19 protein-coding genes are annotated in these 21894 nt (G+C 38.5%); 15 read left to right on the top strand and 4 right to left on the bottom strand.

Annotated features, from left to right (window positions below; genetic code table 11):
• Positions 1-158 precede the first annotated feature (158 nt).
• From ABS917_RS04750 to ABS917_RS04775, 6 genes are all read left to right on the top strand, one after another.
• Positions 159-794: a FadR/GntR family transcriptional regulator gene (locus ABS917_RS04750; RefSeq protein WP_350477919.1), complete on the top strand. Its 636-nt coding sequence runs from the start codon at positions 159-161 to the stop codon at positions 792-794.
• A 26-nt stretch (positions 795-820) separates the two neighbouring features.
• Positions 821-1693: an acetyl-CoA carboxylase, carboxyltransferase subunit beta gene (gene accD / locus ABS917_RS04755; RefSeq protein WP_350477920.1), complete on the top strand. Its 873-nt coding sequence runs from the start codon at positions 821-823 to the stop codon at positions 1691-1693.
• A complete protein-coding gene (accA, locus tag ABS917_RS04760; protein WP_350477921.1) occupies positions 1686-2642 on the top strand; it encodes an acetyl-CoA carboxylase carboxyl transferase subunit alpha in 957 nt (318 codons plus the stop codon). Before accD ends, accA begins: the two co-directional genes overlap by 8 nt.
• Positions 2643-2797: 155 nt before the next feature.
• A complete protein-coding gene (gene pfkA / locus ABS917_RS04765) occupies positions 2798-3757 on the top strand; it encodes a 6-phosphofructokinase (protein ID WP_350477922.1) in 960 nt (319 codons plus the stop codon).
• 28 nt (positions 3758-3785) lie between these two features.
• Positions 3786-5546: a pyruvate kinase gene (pyk, locus tag ABS917_RS04770; RefSeq protein ID WP_350477923.1), complete on the top strand. Its 1761-nt coding sequence runs from the start codon at positions 3786-3788 to the stop codon at positions 5544-5546.
• Between the two features lie 143 nt (positions 5547-5689).
• Positions 5690-6079 carry an FxsA family protein gene (locus ABS917_RS04775; RefSeq protein WP_350477924.1) on the top strand — a complete coding sequence of 130 codons (390 nt, stop codon included), beginning with the start codon at positions 5690-5692 and terminating at the stop codon, positions 6077-6079.
• On the opposite strand, the gene ABS917_RS04780 is transcribed toward ABS917_RS04775, so the two are convergent.
• Entirely contained in the window at positions 6063-7031 is a 969-nt protein-coding gene (locus ABS917_RS04780; RefSeq protein WP_350477925.1) for an AI-2E family transporter, read from the bottom strand. The two genes, ABS917_RS04775 and ABS917_RS04780, sit on opposite strands and share 17 nt — an antisense overlap.
• A 262-nt stretch (positions 7032-7293) precedes the next feature.
• On the opposite strand from ABS917_RS04780, the gene citZ reads away from it, so the two are divergent.
• The 3 genes from citZ (at position 7294) to mdh (ending at position 10908) form a co-directional block, all read left to right on the top strand.
• On the top strand, positions 7294-8409 hold the full coding sequence (gene citZ / locus ABS917_RS04785; protein ID WP_079528414.1) for a citrate synthase: 1116 nt from the start codon (positions 7294-7296) through the stop codon (positions 8407-8409).
• A 79-nt stretch (positions 8410-8488) separates the two neighbouring features.
• Positions 8489-9751: an NADP-dependent isocitrate dehydrogenase gene (icd, locus tag ABS917_RS04790; RefSeq protein WP_340802006.1), complete on the top strand. Its 1263-nt coding sequence runs from the start codon at positions 8489-8491 to the stop codon at positions 9749-9751.
• Between the two features lie 218 nt (positions 9752-9969).
• Positions 9970-10908 (top strand): malate dehydrogenase, encoded by a 939-nt coding sequence (gene mdh, locus ABS917_RS04795; protein WP_350477926.1) that lies wholly within the window; start codon positions 9970-9972, stop codon positions 10906-10908.
• Between the two features lie 42 nt (positions 10909-10950).
• Here mdh and ABS917_RS04800 read toward each other — a convergent pair whose 3' ends face one another.
• The 3 genes from ABS917_RS04800 to ABS917_RS04810 are packed head-to-tail and all read right to left on the bottom strand — an operon-like array spanning position 10951 to position 13456.
• Positions 10951-11718, bottom strand: a complete 768-nt coding sequence (locus tag ABS917_RS04800) for an ABC transporter permease subunit (protein ID WP_350477927.1) — start codon at positions 11716-11718, stop codon at positions 10951-10953.
• A gap of 12 nt (positions 11719-11730) precedes the next feature.
• A complete protein-coding gene (locus ABS917_RS04805; protein WP_350477928.1) occupies positions 11731-12669 on the bottom strand; it encodes a sulfonate ABC transporter substrate-binding protein in 939 nt (312 codons plus the stop codon).
• 13 nt (positions 12670-12682) lie between these two features.
• Positions 12683-13456, bottom strand: coding sequence for an ATP-binding cassette domain-containing protein (locus tag ABS917_RS04810; RefSeq protein WP_350477929.1), 774 nt, complete (start codon positions 13454-13456; stop codon positions 12683-12685).
• A gap of 364 nt (positions 13457-13820) precedes the next feature.
• Here ABS917_RS04810 and ABS917_RS04815 point away from each other — a divergent pair, with 364 nt between their 5' ends.
• The 6 genes from ABS917_RS04815 (at position 13821) to polA (ending at position 21894) form a co-directional block, all read left to right on the top strand.
• The gene (locus ABS917_RS04815) at positions 13821-14531 is read left to right on the top strand and encodes a response regulator transcription factor (protein ID WP_350477930.1); all 711 of its coding nucleotides are present in this window, start codon (positions 13821-13823) and stop codon (positions 14529-14531) included.
• Positions 14531-16069: a two-component system histidine kinase PnpS gene (gene pnpS / locus ABS917_RS04820; RefSeq protein WP_350477931.1), complete on the top strand. Its 1539-nt coding sequence runs from the start codon at positions 14531-14533 to the stop codon at positions 16067-16069. Before ABS917_RS04815 ends, pnpS begins: the two co-directional genes overlap by 1 nt.
• A gap of 265 nt (positions 16070-16334) precedes the next feature.
• Positions 16335-17306, top strand: a complete 972-nt coding sequence (gene hflK / locus ABS917_RS04825; RefSeq protein ID WP_350477932.1) for an FtsH protease activity modulator HflK — start codon at positions 16335-16337, stop codon at positions 17304-17306.
• On the top strand, positions 17303-18376 hold the full coding sequence (gene hflC / locus ABS917_RS04830) for a protease modulator HflC (RefSeq protein ID WP_350477933.1): 1074 nt from the start codon (positions 17303-17305) through the stop codon (positions 18374-18376). The genes hflK and hflC overlap by 4 nt, the downstream gene beginning before the upstream one ends.
• A gap of 166 nt (positions 18377-18542) precedes the next feature.
• On the top strand, positions 18543-18980 hold the full coding sequence (locus ABS917_RS04835; protein ID WP_350477934.1) for a DNA polymerase I: 438 nt from the start codon (positions 18543-18545) through the stop codon (positions 18978-18980).
• Positions 18981-19263: 283 nt separating this feature from the next.
• Positions 19264-21894 carry a DNA polymerase I gene (gene polA / locus ABS917_RS04840; RefSeq protein ID WP_350477935.1) on the top strand — a complete coding sequence of 877 codons (2631 nt, stop codon included), beginning with the start codon at positions 19264-19266 and terminating at the stop codon, positions 21892-21894.

Genomic DNA, 21894 nt, shown 5'->3' on the forward strand with positions numbered 1-21894 from the left:
ATCTAGTTATATATTCGCAAATTTTATTATATATAAAATATAAGTTTTATATTTTCCCTTTACAATGTGAAAAACATTTTGTATCCTTACTTTAGTAACTGGTCTGACCACTTTTGTTGATAATAATGGAAAGCGTTAGTCACGGTGAGGTGAAGAATGTGGAAGATAAGCCCGCAAAAAAGATGTTTATTCAAATTGTTAAGCAATTACACGATTTAATTGCAGAGCAAAATATTCAGGAAGGGCAAAAGCTTCCTTCAGAAAGAATGTTAAGCGAGCAGCTGCAAGTGGGAAGGTCTTCGGTTCGGGAGGCTCTGCGCAGTCTGGAGTTGCTGGGGTTAATTGAAACAAGGCATGGCGGTGGTACATATTTGGCGAGTATGCAGCACCATCAGTTTGTTGAAATTGTCGGATCATTTATTTTGCAGGATGAAAAATCGATTGCGGATGTGCATGCAACGAGAGAAATGCACGAAAAAGAAGCGATTCGAATTATTTGCCAGTCTGACAATTTGAGGGCACTACCAATTTGGCAGAGCTTTTTTGTAATGGTAGAGCTGGGGCAGGAGTTAAAAAGAGAAGACATACTTCGTGAGTGTATAATCGTTTCAGGTAACCGGCTTGCATTAAAAATTTGGCTCCAGCTTCTTTCTTTCAGCAATAATCTATCGGCAAATGAAATTACAGAAGAAGAGAAAATGGAATTAAAAATACTGCTTGCTTCACTGCAAATGGGTTATTTACATGAAGCAATTGATTCATATGAAAAATGGATGGTCATTATTAAAGAATGATTACGTGAATATAAAGGGGGATTACGATGGCAATTCGTGATTTATTTACAATTAGTCGTAAAAAAAATACTGATAATATTACTAGAAAAGAAGATGAAAAATCCTTTCCGGAAGGCATCGTGACCAAGTGTCCTAAATGTAAAACGATTCATGTCACAAAAGAACTCGAAAAAAACTTAAAAGTATGCGCTAAATGTCAGCATCATTTTAGTTTAAATGCCAATGAAAGAATTGCCTGTTTTTTAGATGAGGGTTCATTTGTTTCAATGGACGATCATCTTCAAACTATCAATCCGCTAAACTTCCCTGCATATGTTGAAAAAGTGGAAGCGGATATTAAGAAGACAGGGTTAAACGAAGCTGTATTAACAGGTGTAGGTGCATTAAAAGGGATGCAGGTCGTTGTTGCGGTAATGGATTCGCACTTCCGTATGGGGTCGATGGGTTCGGTTGTTGGTGAAAAAATTACACGCGCTGTAGAAAAGGCGACAGAGCTGAAAGTGCCATTCATTATCTTCACGGCAAGTGGCGGTGCGCGGATGCAAGAAGGGGTATTGTCATTAATGCAAATGGCAAAAACGAGTGTTGCTTTAAAACGCCATAGCGAGGAAGGCTTACTGTATATTTCAATTTTGACACATCCTACTACAGGTGGTGTATCGGCAAGTTTTGCATCGATCGGCGATTATAATATTGCAGAGCCTCAAAGTCTGATTGGGTTTGCGGGACGTCGTGTAATAGAACAAACGGTACGTGAAAAGTTACCGGAAGATTTCCAGACAGCAGAATTTTTACTAGATCATGGACAGCTTGATGCAATTTTTAACCGAACAGAAATGCGAGACAAAATTGCAACAATTGTTAAGCTGCATGTACAGGGAGGCGTATCGCATGTCTAAATTAATGGCATTTGAAGAACCGGTTGTAAAACTTCGTGAAAAAATTGTAGAGTTAAAAACAATTGCCACGGAAGCAGATGTGGATATGAGTGGAGAAATTGAGAAGTTGGAAACACGCTTGCAGGAACTTGAAAAAAGCGTATACGCAAATATGGAGCCTTGGCACCGTGTGCAAGTAGCCCGCCATGCTGACCGTCCAACGACACTTGAATATATTGAACGTATTTTTGAAGATTTTATCGAAGTGCATGGAGATCGTACATTTAAAGATGATGCAGCAATTGTCGGCGGGATTGCATCATTCAATGGTCAGCCAATTACGATCATTGGTCACCAGCGCGGGAAAACGACAAAAGAAAATATTCGCCGCAATTTTGGCATGCCTCATCCGGAAGGCTACCGGAAGGCGTTACGTTTAATGAAACAGGCAGAGAAATTCAAACGCCCAATCATTTGCTTTATCGATACGAAAGGCGCGTATCCGGGTAAAGCAGCTGAGGAACGCGGTCAAAGTGAAGCAATTGCGCGTAATTTGTTTGAAATGGCAGGCATTCGGGTACCGATTATTAGTATTGTAATTGGTGAAGGTGGAAGTGGCGGTGCCCTTGCCCTTGGAGTTGCAAATAAAATTTTGATGCTTGAAAACTCAACTTATTCGGTAATTTCTCCTGAAGGAGCTGCATCGATTTTATGGAAAGATGCAAGCTATGCTAAAGAGGCGGCAGAAGCGATGAAAATAACAGCCCTTGATTTAAAGCAGCTTAAAGTTATTGATGGGATTATACCGGAAGTTGCCGGAGGTGCCCATAAAGATATTGAGCAGCAGGCAACCTTTATGAAAGAATATCTTACAAACGTTTTAAATGATTTAAATAAAGAGAGCGAAGATCAATTAGTTGAAAATCGTTATATGAAATTTAAAAATATTGGCCAATATATAGAACAATAAGGTTGTTTTATAACAGTGATATACATTGAAGAATGCGTGTGAGCGCATTCTTCATTTTTTTCAAAAGCTTTACAATTTGTTTTGTAGAATAGTTACATATGAGCGTGTTTTCTGTTAATGTGGTTAGTAGCAGCGTAATAGGAGGAAAAGGTCGTATGAAGAAGATTGCGGTTTTAACGAGTGGTGGAGACGCACCGGGAATGAATGCTGTTATTCGTGCAGTCGTTCGTAAAGCGCGTTTTCATAATGTTGATGTTGTCGGAGTATATCATGGGTATGAAGGTCTTTATAACGGGAAATTCGAACTTTTAGATATTGGTTCTGTTGGCGATATTATTCAACGAGGCGGAACGAAACTGTATTCAGCACGTTTCCCTGAATTTAAGCAGGATGATATTCAATATAGAGCAATTGAACGCATGAAAGAAGAGGGAATCGAAGGGTTAGTTGTCATAGGCGGAGATGGTACTTACCGTGGAGCCATGCAATTATCAGATAAAGGATTCCCGTGTGTCGGCATTCCCGGTACAATAGACAATGACGTACCTGGTACAGAATATACAATTGGCTTTGATACGGCATTAAATACAGTCGTTGAATCCATCGATAAAATCCGAGACACGGCAACAAGTCATGAAAATACGTTTGTTATTGAAGTAATGGGCCGCGATGCAGGAGACATTGCTCTTTGGGCAGGTTTGGCCGCTGGTGCGGAATCAATTTTAATACCTGAAGAGTCGTATGATCTGGATGATATTGTAACACGTCTTGAGCGTGGGGCAGCTCGTGGAAAGCGCCACAGTATTATAATTGTCGCTGAAGGTGTGATGAATGGTCATAAACTTGCGCAGCTTTTGGAAGAACGCACAGGAATTAAAATTCGAACATCTGTATTAGGCCATATACAGCGGGGAGGGTCTCCATCTGCTCGGGATCGCGTTTTAGCAGGTAGGTTTGGCGCAAGAGCGGTAGAGCTATTGTTGGAAAACAAAGGTGGAAGAGCAGTTGGCGTGAAAAATCACGCTATAATCGATTATGATTTAAGAAAAGCATTTGAAACTAAGCACCAAGCAGACTTAAGTTTGTATACATTATCAAAAGAGCTTTCAATTTAAAGTGCATAAAAACGGAGATGACAAAACTATGAGAAAAACTAAAATTGTTTGTACTATTGGACCAGCTAGTGAATCACCAGAAATGTTAGAAAAGTTAATTGATGCAGGGATGAATGTTGCCCGTTTAAACTTCTCACACGGAAATCATGAAGAACATGCAAACCGTATTGCCGCAATTCGTGATGCAGCAGAACGCATGAAAAAACCGGTTGGAATTTTATTGGACACAAAAGGACCTGAAATCAGAACACATTCAATGGAAAACGGTGAGTTACATTTAGTAACAGGACAAGTAATCGATATTTCGATGACAGAAGTTTTAGGAAATGAATCACGTTTCTCCATCACATACGATCAGCTGATTGAAGACGTAGACCAAAACGATATAATCTTATTGGATGACGGCTTAATCGAATTGCGTGTACTTGCGAAAGATACGGAGCAAGGGTTAATCCATACAATTGTTGAAAACGCCGGTATTTTAAAGAATAAAAAAGGTGTTAATGTACCTGGTGTTTCTGTGAAATTACCTGGCATTACAGATAAAGATGCAGCAGATATTTTATTCGGTATTGAGCAAGGTATCGATTTCATTGCAGCTTCATTTGTTCGTACTGCAAAGGATGTACTCGAAATTCGTGAGCTATTGGAGCAAAATAACGGCAGCCACATTCAAATTATCCCTAAAATCGAAAACCAGGAAGGCGTTGACAACATCGATGAAATTATCGAAGTTTCAGACGGTTTAATGGTGGCCCGCGGGGATTTAGGTGTAGAGATTCCTGCAGAAGAAGTTCCTTTAGTACAAAAATCATTAATCCGAAAATGTAACCAAGTCGGTAAGCCTGTTATTACAGCGACACAAATGCTGGACTCAATGCAGCGCAATCCACGTCCAACTCGCGCAGAAGCATCAGACGTTGCAAACGCAATTATGGATGGTACAGATGCAATCATGCTTTCTGGGGAAACAGCAGCAGGTCTTTATCCGGTAGAGTCTGTAGCGACAATGAACAAAATTGCGATTCGTACGGAAAATGCTTTGGATTACCGAGAAATTGTATCAAAACGAAGCCGTGAAAAAGAGGCAAATATGACAGAAGCTATTTCTCAGGCAGTTGCCTATACTTCGATTAACCTTGGTGTTAAAGCAGTATTAGCTCCAACTGAAAGCGGAAATACGGCAAGAATGATTGCAAAATATCGACCAGGTGTATCAATTATCGCAGTTACAAGTCAGCCAAATGTTGCTCAGAAATTGACATTGGTATGGGGCGTGAAACCGATTTTAACGCAGCGAGTTTCAACAACGGATGAAATTTTAGAGTTATCAGTTGATGAAGCGCTAAAACATGAGTTTGTCAGCCACGGTGATGTAGTTGTTATTACTGCTGGTCTTCCGGTTGGTGAAGCGGGTACAACGAACTTAATGAAAGTGCATGTAATTGGCGACTTATTGGCACGTGGACAAGGTATTGGTAAACTGTCAGTTGTTGGTAATGCAATTATCGCTAACAATGCAGCAGAAGCATTAGCTTACGACACAGAAGGAGCAATTATTGTAACAGTAGGCTCTGATCGTGAAATGATGCCGGCGATTGAAAAATGCGCAGGTATTATTACTGAAGAAGGCGGGTTAACATCACACGCTGCTGTAGTTGGCTTAAGCTTAGGTATTCCTGTAATTGTCGGTGTAAAAGAAGCAACTACTCTAATCCAGCACGGACAGGAAATTACAATGGATGCCGAAACAGGTGTTATTTATAAAGGACACGCGAGCGTTCTTTAAGATTAATACGGATAAAAAATAATTTAGTACAGCAAAACCACCATTTCATATAATGAAAATGGTGGTTTGTTTTTTGTTATAATCTCTTTTTGAAACTTTTTCTTCGCTGTTTCGTATAAAATAGAAGAAGAGGGGGTTCATATATGAAAAAGATTTTATTTGGATTACTCGCACTCGTATTTGCAGAAATTGCGGTATTTATCGTAATTGGAAACGCGATCGGTGTTTTCTATACATTGTTATTAATCATTTTCACATCCATTGCAGGATTGTTGATCGCCAAAAAACGCGGTACAAAATCTATACAGGATATTCAAAAAAGCATGCAGCAAGGTCAGCCACCCGCAGTACCAGTCATTGAAACATTTATGATTTTTGTTGGCGGCATACTTTTGGCATTACCAGGCTTCATTACGGATATTATTGGATTATTATTTGTATCAGGAATTACGCGAAATCTGTTTAAACCGGTCATCTTCTTCTTTTTACGTAAAAAAATGAAAAGAGGACAAGTCGTTATTTTGCAAAAATAGCGTGTTGTTTCACTTTAATGGCAATCATCAATAATATTGGGCTGAGAATGATTCCGTAAAAACCGAATAATAATACTGAGGCAGCGCTGATTAGAAATGTGTGGATCATACGTAAATGCAACGTGTGTGACCAGAGCATTGATTCAGTTAGCTGCCTTATCATTTGTACAATAAAGTACAGAACCAAAATGGCAATGCCCATTATCGGTTCGTCTACAATGAAATAATAAATAGAAACTGGAATCAGGAAAATTCCGATTCCTAAAAAAGGCAGGCAATCTGCAAAGGCAATTAAAAAGGCTTTAATAACAAATGCTTCAAACTTCAAAAAATAAAACCCTATACACAGCAGAATAAACGTCAGCGTAAACAATTGCATTTCCACTACGATAAAGCGGCCAATAAGCTCCATTCCTTTTTGGAAGTAGCGAGCCCATGCAGTGCGATAAGCTTTCGGAATATAAGCGAAAAACCATAATCGGTTTTTATAGCTTTCCATCAACGCGAAGTAGAATGTCACAATGAAAATGAAAAATTCAAATATGGATTGAAAACTGTTTTTTATAAAATTGATAGTATAGAACAGCAAGTCCCTAATTAAACTTTGAAGTTTTTCTACAATAAACGGAAGAAGCGGATGTTTCATATAGGTACTGTCCAAAGATAAGAGTGTTGACTGCAGCTGAGGAAGAATGGTGATAAAGCTGTGAATGATGAGCATGATAACAGATACGACAACCGAGAATAGAAATACGGAAAGTATTATGACTACGAGAAAGAATGGCAGTCTAAATTGCTGCTTGAAAAAGAGGAATACAGGAAATAGTAAGTAAGCGAAAAATAGACCGAAAATAATAGGGGGAATGAAATAAAAAAGGATAAAATAAAGTAAAAGAACGATAAAGTTCCTACTTTTTACTAGCCATTGGTTTGTTTTATTTGTATAATCCATTTATCTCACTCCTAATTAATACCTTGATTAACTCATTACAAATTATAAATTCTCTTTTTTGCATGAATTCTATCACGTATGTGATTTTTTCCTAAAATACTACTAATTCATTCACAAAGCCGTCAAAATTGATTATAATGAAATTTGTAAGCGATTTACTTATAGGTTCAATTGAGCAGAACGATATGAGTGTGCGACTTTTTTATAGAGTAAAAAGAAAGCACTTACAAAATTAATTTACTAAGTGAAGGAGCGATTTTTTATGTCAGCAACAAAAGGTTTAGAAGGTATCGTAGCAGCAGAATCGAAAATTTCTTCAATTATCGATGATACACTTACATATGTAGGGTATGGCATCGACGACCTAACTAACAATGCGACTTTTGAAGAAGTAGTATTCTTGTTATGGAACACGCGTTTACCAAACGCTGAAGAATTAGCTAACTTAAAAGAAGAACTAGCTAAAAATATGGAAATTCCAGCGGCAATCACAGATTTATTCAAATCTATGCCTTTAAACACAGTACACCCAATGGCAGCACTTCGTACAGCTGTATCTATGTTAGGTGCATTTGACGAAGAAGCTGATGTTATGGAAGCTGAAGCAAACTACCGTAAAGCAATCCGTTTACAAGCGAAAATTGGTACAGTAGTAACTACTTTTGCACGTGTACGTCAAGGTAAAGAACCAGTTGCTCCAAAACCAGAATTAGGTTATGCAGCAAACTTCTTATATATGCTTAAAGGTGAAGAACCAGCAGCAATCGAAATTGAAGCATTCGATAAAGCGTTAATTTTACACGCTGACCATGAATTAAACGCTTCTACATTTACTGCACGTGTATGTGTTGCAACATTATCAGATGTATACTCTGGTGTAACTTCTGCAATCGGCGCATTAAAAGGCCCATTACACGGTGGTGCTAACGAGCAAGTTATGAAAATGTTAACTGAAATCGGTTCAATCGATAACGTTGAAACTTGGGTTCAAAACAAATTAGATAACAAAGAAAAAATCATGGGCTTCGGTCACCGCGTATACCGCAAAGGCGACCCACGTGCACCTCACTTACGTGTAATGTCTGAAAAGCTTACTAAATTAACAGGCAAACCAGAATTATACGATATGTCAGTGAAAATCCATGACATGATCGTTGAGCAAAAGAAACTACCTGCAAACGTAGACTTCTTCTCAGCATCAGTATATGATTCTTTAGGTATCGAGCATGACTTATTCACACCAATCTTCGCAGTATCTCGTACTTCAGGTTGGGTAGCGCACATTTTAGAGCAGTATGCAAACAACCGTCTAATCCGTCCACGTGCGGAGTATGTTGGTCCAGATATGCAAAAATACGTTCCAATTAACGAGCGCTAATTAAAAAAGTATGTTAAAATATCTGGGACTGTGATTTGACACAGTCCTAGATTTATGATTATTAGGAGGCAAATTTCCAATGACTAACAAAATCGTAGTAGAGAATGGTAAATTAAACGTTCCAAACAATCCTGTTATTCCTTTCATCGAGGGTGACGGTATCGGTCCAGATATCTGGGCTGCAGCATCTCGCGTAATTGACGCAGCTGTAGAAAAAGCTTATAACGGTGAAAAGAAAATCGAATGGTTAGAAGTATTAGCAGGTGAAAAAGCATTCAACAAAACTGGCGAATGGTTACCAGCTGAAACTTTAGAAAAAATCAACGAATACTTAATCGCTATTAAAGGTCCTTTAACAACTCCAATCGGCGGCGGTATCCGCTCTCTAAACGTAGCATTACGTCAAGAGTTGGATTTATATGTTTGCTTACGTCCAGTACGTCACTTTGACGGTGTTCCTTCACCAGTTAAACGTCCAGAAGATGTTGACATGGTAATCTTCCGTGAAAACACTGAAGATATCTACGCTGGTATCGAGTACAAAGCTGGTTCTGACGAGCAAAAGAAATTATTAAACTTCTTACAAAACGAATTAGGCGTTAACAAAATTCGCTTCCCAGAAACTTCTGGTTTAGGTATTAAACCAGTATCTAAAGAAGGTACTGAACGTTTAGTACGCTCTGCAATTGAGTACGCTATTTCACACAACCGTCCATCAGTAACTTTAGTACACAAAGGTAACATCATGAAATTCACTGAAGGTGGATTCAAACAATGGGGTTACGATGTAGCTGAAGCTGAATTCGGCGATAAAGTATTCACTTGGAACCAATACGATGCAATCAAAGCTGAGCAAGGCGAAGCTGCTGCAAACGAAGCACAATCTAAAGCTGTTGCAGAAGGCAAAATCATCGTAAAAGATTCTATTGCTGATATCTTCTTACAACAAATCTTAACTCGTCCTAACGAGTTCGACGTAGTAGCAACTATGAACTTAAACGGTGACTACATCTCTGACGCATTAGCTGCTCAAGTTGGTGGTATCGGTATCGCTCCAGGTGCTAACATTAACTACTTAACTGGACACGCTATTTTCGAAGCTACTCACGGTACTGCACCTAAGTATGCTGGTCAAGATAAAGTAAACCCATCTTCAGTATTATTATCAGGCGTATTAATGCTTGAGCACTTAGGATGGCAAGAAGCTGCGGACTTAATTACAAATTCAGTAGAGAAAACAATCTCTTCTAAATATGTAACTTATGACTTCGCACGTTTAATGGACGGCGCAACAGAAGTTAAATGTTCTGAATTCGCTTCAAAATTAATCGAAAACTTCTAATTAAAAGTTTTACTCATTTGCCTGTATATGTGAAATTATGAACAAATTATTTAGCAATGAATAATATAGTTATATAATTTTACTATAAATGGAAATAGTTTACTTTTAACGCTAATCAAAAAATAATTTTTAAAAAGGGAGAGAACATTATGTTTTCTCCCTTTTTTTGTATATAATTTTCATGTGAAATTATAATTGCGATGAAGGAGTGGTTCTTGGTGACATTAAAACGTAAAAAGATTTCAGTTATAGGTAGTGGTTTTACAGGTGCAACCTCAGCATTTTTAGCAGCACAGAAAGAATTAGGCGACGTAGTAATTATTGATCTTCCAACAGCAGAAAATCCAACGAAAGGAAAAGCATTGGATATGTGGGAAGCAGCGCCAGTACAAGGCTTTGATTCTTATGTAAAAGGCTCTTCCGATTATGAGGATACAGCAAACTCGGATATCGTTTTAATAACTGCGGGTGTTGCCCGTAAGCCAGGAATGAGTCGTGATGATTTAGTGCAGATTAATCAGGGTGTCATGAAAGCCGTTGCAATGGAAATAGCCCGTACTTCACCTAATGCAACGATTATTGTACTTACAAATCCAGTTGATGCGATGACATATACAGTATTTAAAGAATCAGGCTTCCCGAAACAAAGGGTTATTGGTCAATCGGGTGTGTTGGATACTGCCCGTTTCCGCGCATTTATTGCCGAGGAGCTTAATGTATCTGTAAAAGATATATCTGCACTTGTATTAGGCGGTCATGGAGACACGATGGTGCCTTTAATACGGTATGCTTCGGTAGGTGGGGTTCCTTTACAAAGCTTAATACCTGCACAACGTTTAGAAGAAATTGTGCAGCGTACCCGTGTAGGTGGCGGTGAAATCGTAAATCTATTAGGTAATGGTTCTGCTTATTACGCACCTGCTGCAGCAATGGTGGAAATGGCAGAGGCAATTTTAAAAGATCAAAAGCGAGTATTGCCGGCAATTGCCTATTTAGAAGGCGAGTATGGATATGAAGGGATATACTTAGGTGTTCCGACATTATTAGGTGCTGGCGGTATCGAGAAAATATTCGAACTTGATCTGACAGAAGATGAAAAAACAGCGCTTGACCAATCCGCAGATGCTGTTAAAGATGTAATGAAAGCACTGAAATAAAAAAAGGGCATTTCGGTTGTTTACACCGAAGCCCTTTTTAGTTTACTGATACACGGGATTCCACTTTAATAATTTTTTCTCTAATAGTTTTGCAATGGAATCCGCAATTTTTCCTAAAATAGCATATAAAATAATGGCTAATACAACAATATCAAGTTGCATATACTCACGGGCATTCATCGACATATAGCCGATTCCCGAACTTGCCGCAACCGTTTCTGCAACAATTAAAGTAAGCCACATAATTCCTAATGAGTAGCGAACACCTACTAAAATGGATGGCATTGCGCCTAAAATAATCACTTTAAAAAACAATTTGAACTTCGAAAGATTATAAATTTTCCCCATTTCGATTAACCGTGGATCAACATTGCGGATGCCATGGTATGTATTGACGTAGATCGGGAAAAATACACTGATTGCCACTAGGAAAATCTTTCCCTCCTCACCAACCCCAAACCATATAATAACTAATGGAATGAGTGCCAGATTCGGAATATTACGCAGCATTTGAATAGTAGTATCCAAATAACGCTGTGCAAAAGGGACGATTCCATTTAAAATTCCGATTACAAAAGCGATACTTCCGCCAATAAGGAATCCGATTAGAGCACGCGTCGTACTAATTTGAAGATGATCAAACAGAACACCGGAAACTGCTTGTTCATAGCCTGCTTTTACTACATCGGAAGGGGCGGGCAAAATTGTATTGGAAAGGATACCTGTTTTATTCGATACTTCCCATATGACAATAATTAAAATAGGAATGATCCACGGCTCAATCAAATGAAACCATTTTTTCTTCTTCATTTTTCTCACCTCTTATGGTTTCCAAATATAGTTTTCGAGATTTTCTACCAGATTAGTCGTTAATCCAATGTCATAAAGATCTTCATTTAATCTTTGTAAATCCGCCTGTGCAGCTTCATCCAAATAAGTAGCAACAGATGAACGTCGGGCTAAGCTTGTTACCCAGACATCTGCGGCGATACCAGTATTTTCTTCAAGAATTTCTGCGGCATCGCTTGAATCGGCATCTATGGCTTCACCGACCTTTGATAGTTCTTCCACATAGGCAACGACTGCATCCTTATTGGATTCAATGAATTTTTCAGATGCATAGTAGAAGCTGCGGTGTTCCACAATGCCTTCTCCTGTAGCTAAAATCTGATTTCCTTTACTTTCTGATACCGTCATATACGGATCCCAAGTAACCCAGGCATCAACCTCGCCGTTTTGAAATGCTATAGTCGCATCTGCAGGACTTAAGATAACGGACTCTACATCATCCAGTGTCAGATTAACTGTTTCCAGAGCAGAAACTAATAAATATTCAGAGATGGAAGCTTTATTGTATGCAATCTTTTTTCCTTTCAATTGGTCAATTGATTGAATAGAGCCATCGTTTTTTACTAAAATCCCCTCGAATTGTGGAGAAGATTCTTCACCTGCGATGTATTTGAAATTCATACCTTTTGATAATGCCATCATTGATGGGGCATCACTTGCATTGGCAAAATCAATAGCTCCAGAGTTTAATGCTTCCAGAATTGAACTTCCTGTATTGAATTCAGACCATTCCACTGAATAACCTAATTCCTTTAATCGAGATTCAAGTTCGCCATTCGCTTTTAACAGCAATGTTGTGCCGTTTTTCTGGTAGCCGATTCGAACTTTTTTATTTTCGGCATTCGATGATGAGCACCCGACTAAAATAATTGATAAAGTTAAGAGCAAAAAGACAGATAATAGTTTTTTCATTTGTAATACCTCCTTAAATAATTGCTTGTAATTCTTTTGGTTTAATTGGTGTTTCAGTTTTTGTTTGTTGTCCTAATAAATGCTGAAGCAGAATTTCCTCAAGCTCCGCAAATTGCGGATTTGACCGTGTTCTTGGACGAGGGAGTTTTACCGGTAAATCTAAAGCAACATTTCCGTCTTCGATTAAAATAATTCGATCTGCCAACGCAATTGCTTCTGCCACATCATGTGTCACGAGTAACGACGTATATTTTTGTTTTAACCACAATTGTTCAATTAGATTTTGCATTTCCAGTCGTGTCAGGGCGTCCAATGCACCAAGCGGTTCATCCAATAACAAAAGTCTTGGCTGTGCACTAAGCGCACGAGCTAATGCAACCCGTTGTTTTTGGCCTCCTGACAGTACATGTGGCCACTCTTTTGCACGGTCTTTTAATCCTACGTGTTCAAGTGATTTTAATGCGAGTGGTTGCCAATCCTTTTTTAACTCTGTGCCAACCCCTACATTTTCTAAAACAGATAGCCATGGAAGTAAACGATCCTCCTGAAACATGACGCGAACGCCTGAAAAGTCTTCCTGTTGAATACCGTCCTTTAAAGATTCCCCTGCCGTTTTTTGTTCTAAATTTGCAATGATACGTAGAAGCGTACTTTTTCCGCAACCGCTTTTCCCAACGATCGCAACGAATTGTCCAGCGGGGATTGTTAAATTAATATCCTTTAATACTTGTTTTTCACCGAAATTTTTTGTTAAATTTACTAACTCAATATTGATTCCATTTGCCATGGAAGCACCTACTTTCCGTTAAAATACTTAACATATTGAATTACTAGGGATTGTAAACAAAAAAATTTATACATGCTTTTCTTGTGGCTGTATAAACAATTTTTCTAAATGTTACCATAATAATAAATATTCAGTCAATAGTAAAAAAAATTTTACCTATCGAAATAATAAGGATTAAAATTTTCTTCAAGTAATAAAGAGCATATAGTTAGCTGAACAGAGGAATAATTGTACTTTTCAAAAAAAGTTGTTACTATGAAGATAGTGCTTTAATCAGTACATATTTAACGAAATAGTTGATAGCCAACCACTGGAAGATTGATTTTGAGATGGGGGTTTCAAATCGATTTTGGAGGAACTTATAATGGTTAAAACGGTTTTAGTAGTAGAAGATGAAATGCCAATTGCAACATTATTGAAATATAACTTGGAACAAGCAGGTTTTGAAGTTCTATTGGCCCATGATGGTCAGGCGGGTCTTGATACAGCAGTAGAACAAACACCGGATCTGATTTTATTGGATTTAATGCTGCCAAAACTTGATGGAGTTGAAGTTTGTAAAGAATTACGACGTTTACGCATCAATATACCGATTATTATGCTGACTGCGAGAGACGATGAATTTGATAAAGTATTAGGTTTAGAGCTTGGTGCGGATGATTATATGACAAAGCCATTCAGCCCGCGTGAAGTAATCGCCCGAGTAAAGGCTGTGCTGCGACGTTTCTCTGGCCCGGTTGTGGAAGAAGCAGTTGAATCGAGTGAAGTAGTTTACTCATTCGGTAATTTAAAAGTTTTCCCGGAGCGATTTGAAGCATTTATCGATGAACAGTCTTTGGAATTCACGCCGAAAGAATTTGAATTGCTTGTTTATTTACTTGAAAATAAAAACCGCGTATTAACGCGTGATCAGCTGCTTAGTGCTGTATGGAACTATGATTTTGCCGGGGATACTCGTATCGTAGATGTTCATATTAGCCATCTGCGGGATAAAATTGAAGAAAATAGTCGTAAACCACTGTTTATTAAAACAATCCGTGGTTTAGGTTATAAATTTGAGGAGCCCAAAAAATAATGAACGCAATGAAAAATCGTTTATTTTATTCGTTTATTTTAGTAATTGGATCAAGTTTAGCTGTTCTAGGACTGTTCATAGGGCAGCTTTTTCCATTTTTCGCCGATGAGTTTGTCCATGAAGTGACAAAGGATTCCGAGCAGCAATTGGAGCAAGTGATCGAGCAGGAGCAGATTGAACTTACTGAAACACAGAAAGAAGCCATTTTAGATACTTATACAATTGATCGACATGCCGAGGGATTACAAAGTACGAAGCAGAAAATATATTTGATTATTGCTGCATTACTATTAGGCGGTTTAATTATTATGAGTTTTATGGCATACCGGGTTGTAAGCAATTTTATTACCCCGATTGTTAATATTACAAAAACTGCGAGAGAACTCTCAAAAGGTAATTATCGTGCGCGCGCTTTTGCGAATGGACCGAATACAATTGTTGAGTTAAGAAATTCCGTTAACATTTTGGCACGGAATTTGCAGGATATTACGAAAACAAGAGCAATTGAAGAAGAACGTTTAAAAACATTGATTGAAAATATGGGCAGTGCATTAATGATGATTGACCGGGAAGGCAATATTTCGATTGTTAACAGGAAATTCCAGACGTTGTTCGAGCTGCCTAAAGAGAAGCTCATTGGTAAGAATTTCATGATGCTCGGATTACCGAAAGAGCTTGAAAAGTTTATCGATCATGTTTTTTTAACGGAATTACCATATCGTCAGCAGCTTGAAATGGAAATCGCAAATGAAGAATATTATGAGCAAGTTTATGGGGCGCCTGTTGTTGGTGAACATGGGCGCTGGCTTGGTGTCGTAATAGTTATGCATGATGTGAGTGAACTTGTGCGATTGGAGCAGATTCGAAAAGATTTCGTAGCGAATGTTTCGCATGAGCTGCGAACACCGATTACTTCGATTAAAGGATTTTCCGAGACACTTCTAGACGGGGCATGTAAAGACGAGCAGATGCTGCTGTCCTTTTTGACGATCATTTATGATGAGAGCAACCGGATCCAGGTTCTCGTCAATGATTTGCTCGAGCTATCCAAAATTGAGCGGCATGGTTTTACACTCGATGTAGTGCCAACAAAGCTGCAGGATATTTTAGTTCGGGTTGTTGATTTGACAAGCGCGCAATTGGAAAATAAAAATATGCAGTTTGATGTAGAAATAGAACAGGATGCGGTTATTTTAGGTGATGTAAATCGTCTAATGCAAATTTTTACGAATTTAATTAACAATGCGATCGCCTACTCTAAAGAAGAAACTACGGTCACACTACGTATTAGTGCCAATGATCAATATGGGATATTTGAAGTGAAAGACGAAGGTATCGGCATTGAAAAAGCGGAGATTTCTCGTATTTTTGAGCGCTTTTACAGGGTAGACCGGGCAAGAAGCCGAAATTCTGGAGGGACAGGTCTTGGTTTGTCCATTGTAAAGCATTTGATTGAAGCACATAACGGAAAAATTATGGTTGAAAGTGAAGTCGGAAAAGGGACAAGTATTAAAGTGTTATTACCTTTGAAAGATTAAAATTTAACAGTAAATTTACAAAACATTTAATTGAACTTCATATTGCGGTGTTACAGTTCTTAATAGAAACCCCCGTTTCTAAATGAAGGTAACGCTTAGCAAGAAATTAAATATAATAATGAAGAAACTGCGTAAAAAGTTGGAAGCTTTTTATGCGGTTTTTTTGTTCATATTTTTTGATTACTCAATTTGAAAAAATATGAAACTTTTACAATTGATTACCCGTAGAATAAGAGGAAATTGAAAAGTAAGGAGGCTTTATACGATGAGTGTAAAAAGAACATTAATGTGGGTAGCGCTTATTCTAATGGGTGTCGTAGGAATTATTGTTGTAACGACATCCTGGTATACAGTAGATGAATCGGAACAGGCAGTAGTGATTACATTTGGTCAAGCGGATGAAACAATACAAGATTCAGGACTTCATTTTAAATTACCGTGGCCAATACAGTCAGTAGAGATTTTATCAAAAGAAACATACAGTTTACAGTTCGGCTATAAGCAAAACCCGGACGGTACGGTGGAAGCATTCGATAAAGAAACAAAAATGATTACAGGTGATGAAAATATTGTTCTAACAGACCTTGTTGTTCAATGGCGCATTGTTGAGCCAAAAAAATATTTATTTAGTTCACAGGAGCCGCGAACGATTTTACATAATGCGACATCCAGTGCGATTCGTTCAATCATTGGCAGCTCAACAATCGATGAGGCATTAACGGATGGTAAAGCGGATATTGAAGCGGAAACACGTGAGTTGCTTGTATCGTTAATCGATAAGTACGATATCGGTATTGGGGTTTTAGGTGTAAAGCTGCAAGATGTAGAAGTTCCGAATGAGGAAGTACGTGCAGCATTTACAGATGTTACCGATGCACGGGAGACAAAAAATACAAAGATTAACGAAGCGGAAAAGTATGAAAACCAGCGTGTAAGTGAAGCGGTTGGTGAAGCAGCGGCAATTCTTTCAAAAGCGGAAGGGGAAAAGGCTTCACGTATTGAGCAAGCGACAGGTGAAGTAGCGCTATTTAACCAGCTTTATGATGAATACCGCCTGAATAAGGATATTACACGTGAACGATTAGTGCTCGAAACATTGGAGGCAGTTTTACCGAATGCCCAAATTTATATTATGAATGATGACGGCAGCGGTACGATGAAGTACTTGCCGATTCAGCCAATGCAAACGACACCTCCTTCTACAGAAGAGAAAAAAGAAGGGAGCAAAAGTGAATGAGTAACAACAAAAATAATTTTGACGGCGATTTAGATGAGTTTGTGAAAAAACTGTTCGGCAACAAAAAAGGATCGAAAGAAGTAAAGGAAGTACCGAAGGCAAACGGTCCTGATCAACAAGTTAACAACGGTGATACAAAAGCAAAAAAAGCACCTACACCATTAAAAAAAGATAAAAAGCCGATAAATGTAAAGCAATGGGTATCTTCCGTGATAGTATTAACGGTTGTTTTTGCCGCATTAATTATCGTAATTGCGAATCTGTATATTGTAAAAGAAAATGAATATAAAGTAGTTCGCCAATTCGGGGAAGTAGTGAAGTACGAAAGTGAACCGGGACTTCATATGAAAATTCCGTTCATTCAAAGTGTGACAACTCTTCCAAGCAATTTGATGACACATGATATGACAGAAGAAGAGATCAGTACGAAAGATAAAAAGCGAATTATTATTGATAACTATACTGTTTGGCGTGTGACGGATCCGAAGGCATTAATTTCAAATGCCGGACAGTTGCTGAATGCGGAAAATCGTATGGAGGAATTCATCTATTCGGCACTTCGTACAGAGTTCGGTCAGACGGAATACGGCGATATTATTAATGAAAAAGATTCAAAACGCGGGAATATTAACGACCGTGTTACGCAACGTGTCAATGAGTTAATTGATTCAGCCAATTTCGGTATTGAAGTAATTGATGTACGTATTCGCCGTACGGATTTACCAGAGGAAAACGAGCAGTCTGTTTATACAAGAATGGTTTCGGAACGTCAATCGATTGCGCAAAAGTATCTGTCTGAAGGGGATGCGGAAAAGCGAAGTAAAGAGGCAAAAACGGATCAGGAAGTACAGGTAACACTTGCGAAAGCAAATAAAGAGGCCTCTGTCATCCGAGCAGAAGGTGAAGCACAGGCTGCACAAATCTATAATGCCGCTTACTCGAAAGACCCGGAATTCTACAGTTTATTCAGAACGTTAGAATCATACAAGAAAACAATCGGCAATGAGACAATGATTATTATCCCGTCAGACTCGCCATATGCTAAACTGTTATCCGGACAATTAGATTAAAAAATGTGAAAGTCATTTGGAATGAAACCATTCTAAATGGCTTTTTCCTCGTGTGGAAAAAATTACATTATTTAACTTCATTAAATTTTCAAATTATATTATTGGAAACTATTATTTTACTGTTATACTATAGTATAGTTAGTTCAAATAGGGGGAGTGGCGAAGTTTGAGTAAAGTAATACAGAATTGTTTAATCGCATTTATTATGGCAACATCTGTGACGGCGCTTTTTTATCAATCCAATATTAATTTCGTGAAGGTGGAAATTTTTCATATACCAATTTTGTTTATTGCTATTTTAGTATTAAGTTCGTTCATTGCAGAAGATGTACGTGATTCGTTCAAGAAAGTTCTATGGTTTGAAAAACGCGAAGATAAGCGTCCGATCTGGCAAGTTGGTATTGGTGCGATCTTTTATTTCACGCAAATCGGATTCGTAGAAGTTTTTGCGCGCGGGTTAATGCCATACGATTTAGGCGGCATGCCGATGTATGTTATCATTCCATTTTTAAATGCCTTTTTATTAACGGTTATTTTTGAAGAAATTTTCTATGAAGAAAAACGCGAAGTCGTGAAAAACTATAAATTTAAAAAGTTAAAGTAAAGATTCCAGGCTCCTAGAAATAGGGGCCTTTTTGTTTGCCTAAAAAATCTGTCGAACACCACATTAAATATTGGCAATTCATGTGAACAATCGCTAAAGTAGAAAGAGAACATATAATCGTACCGAACATCATTCAGCGAATGTTTTAACAACTGCTAAGTGAAGTTGGTGCCAACGGCGGATGTTACAGATTCGTTTTATGAGTACTTTGCGCAAGCACATAGCAGAATCTGGACGCAATGAAGCCAAGGCGAAATTGATCTATATAAATGGAGGAACTTGCATGACAAAACAAAAATTGCTTTTATTAGATGGAAACTCATTAGCTTATCGTGCCTTTTTTGCATTGCCTTTGCTGACGAACGACAGTGGGATTCATACAAATGCGACTTACGGATTTACGACGATGCTGCAAAAAATTATCGGTGAGGAAAATCCGACACAAATGCTTGTTGCGTTTGATGCCGGAAAAACCACTTTTCGTCATGAATCTTTCGGTGAATATAAAGGGGGCCGTCAAAAAACCCCGCCAGAGCTTTCCGAACAATTCCCTTATATTCGCAAGCTGATCGATGCATATAAGATTAAACGCTATGAGCTGGAAATGTACGAAGCGGATGACATTATTGGAACGTTAGCGAAACAGGCTGCTGGACAAGGGATAGAAGTTATCGTTGTTTCAGGAGATAAGGATTTAACGCAGCTCGCAACAGAGGATGTTACTGTATATATTACCCGAAAAGGGATTACGGATATTGAAAAATATACACCTGCCCATATTGAAGAAAAGTATGGACTGACACCAGAGCAAATTATCGATATGAAAGGGCTTATGGGCGATCAATCGGATAATATTCCTGGAGTTCCAGGCGTTGGTGAAAAAACAGCGATTAAATTATTGAAGGAACACGGTACAATAGAAAAACTATATGAAGCGATGGATTCATTGAAAGCATCGAAAATGAAAGAAAAGCTGGTAGATAATGAAGAAATGGCACACTTATCAAAAAAGCTTGCGACAATTCATACAGATGCACCGCTTAAAATTACAATTGATGAATTAGCTTATACAGGTCCGGATGAGGAAGCACTTCTTGATGTATGGCAGGAGCTTGGGTTTAAATCTTTAATCGAAAAAAGCGATTTTGAAGCAGTAGAAACTGAACAAGCTGAGCTAGTATTTGAAAATGTGCAGCCTATTACAACTGACATGCTCAAAGATACGATGGCTGTTCACCTGGAGTTGGAAAATGAACATTACCATAGCTGTAATGCCCTCGGTTTAGCATTGTCGGATGGGGACCGTACTGTTTATACAGCGATTGAGAATGTTGTTGATAATGCGGAGTTAAAAGCATGGCTTCAAGATGAAACCAAGAAAAAATATGTTGCCGACAGTAAGGCGACACAAGCAATGCTCCATCGTTTAGGGATCGAGCTAAAAGGTGTGGAGTTCGATTTATTGTTAGCTTCGTACATTTTAAAGCCGTCGATTTCAGGTGATGATGTTGCAACACTTGCAAAAGAATTCGGTTATCAGGATGTACAATCCAATGAAGCGATTTACGGAAAAGGGGCAAAGTGGATTGTTCCTGGTGCAGATCATGTAGCAGAACATGTAAGCCGAAAAGCAGTAGCAGTATGGAAGCTGCAGCCAGTTTTAGAGCAAACACTGAAAGAAAATGAACAGTTTGAATTATATAAAGAGCTGGAGCTGCCGCTTGCACATATTTTAGGGAAAATGGAGAGCGAAGGGATAACAGTCAATATCGATACATTACGTCAAATGGGTGATGAACTGAAGACAAAGCTCGAAGTAATGGAAGCGACAATTTATGAACTGGCAGGCGAGAAATTCAATATTAATTCACCGAAACAGCTTGGTGTCATTTTATTTGATAAACTAGGCTTACCTGTCATCAAAAAGACGAAAACGGGTTATTCGACAGCAGCCGATGTGCTTGAAAAACTGCAGTCCGAGCATGATATTGTAAAGCATATTCTGGAATACCGAACACTCGCGAAACTAAAGTCAACTTATATTGAAGGGTTGATTAAAGAGGTACATGAAGCGGATTCCAAAGTGCATACTCGTTTCCAACAGGCATTAACATCAACGGGACGTTTAAGCTCAACAAACCCGAATTTACAGAATATCCCGATTCGTTTGGAAGAAGGGCGCAAAATTCGAAAGGCATTTGTTCCTTCGAAAAAAGATTGGATTCTGTTTGCTGCAGACTATTCTCAAATCGAGCTGCGCGTATTAGCACATATGTGCGGTGATGATGCGCTTGTAGAGGCATTCCAGCAAGGAATGGACATCCATACACGTACGGCAATGGATGTGTTCAATCTTGAAAATCCGGATGATGTGACAAGCTTAATGCGTCGCACAGCCAAAGCTGTTAACTTTGGCATTGTATACGGGATTAGCGATTATGGCTTATCACAAAGCCTTGATATTACACGCAAAGAAGCGGCAATTTTTATCGAAAACTACTTGCAAAGCTTCCCGGGTGTAAAAAACTATATGGATACAAGTATTGAAGAGGCCAAGAAAGCCGGCTTCGTTACAACGATTTTAAATCGCCGCCGCTACTTGCCGGACATCACAAGCTCGAACTTCAATTTAAGAAGTTTTGCGGAGCGTACAGCGATGAACACACCGATCCAAGGAAGTGCCGCGGATATTATTAAAAAAGCAATGATTGACATGAATGCACGCCTTGAAGAAGAAGGATTACAGACGAAGCTATTATTACAAGTACACGATGAGCTGATTTTTGAAGCACCAAAAGAAGAAGTTGAAATTTTAGAACGTATCGTACCTGAAGTTATGGAAAATGCAATTAAGTTAAGCGTGCCGTTAAAGGTTGAGTTTTCATATGGTCCTACATGGTACGATGCGAAATAA

The organism is Solibacillus sp. (genome assembly GCF_040273735.1).
Taxonomy (GTDB): Bacteria; Bacillota; Bacilli; order Bacillales_A; family Planococcaceae; genus Solibacillus.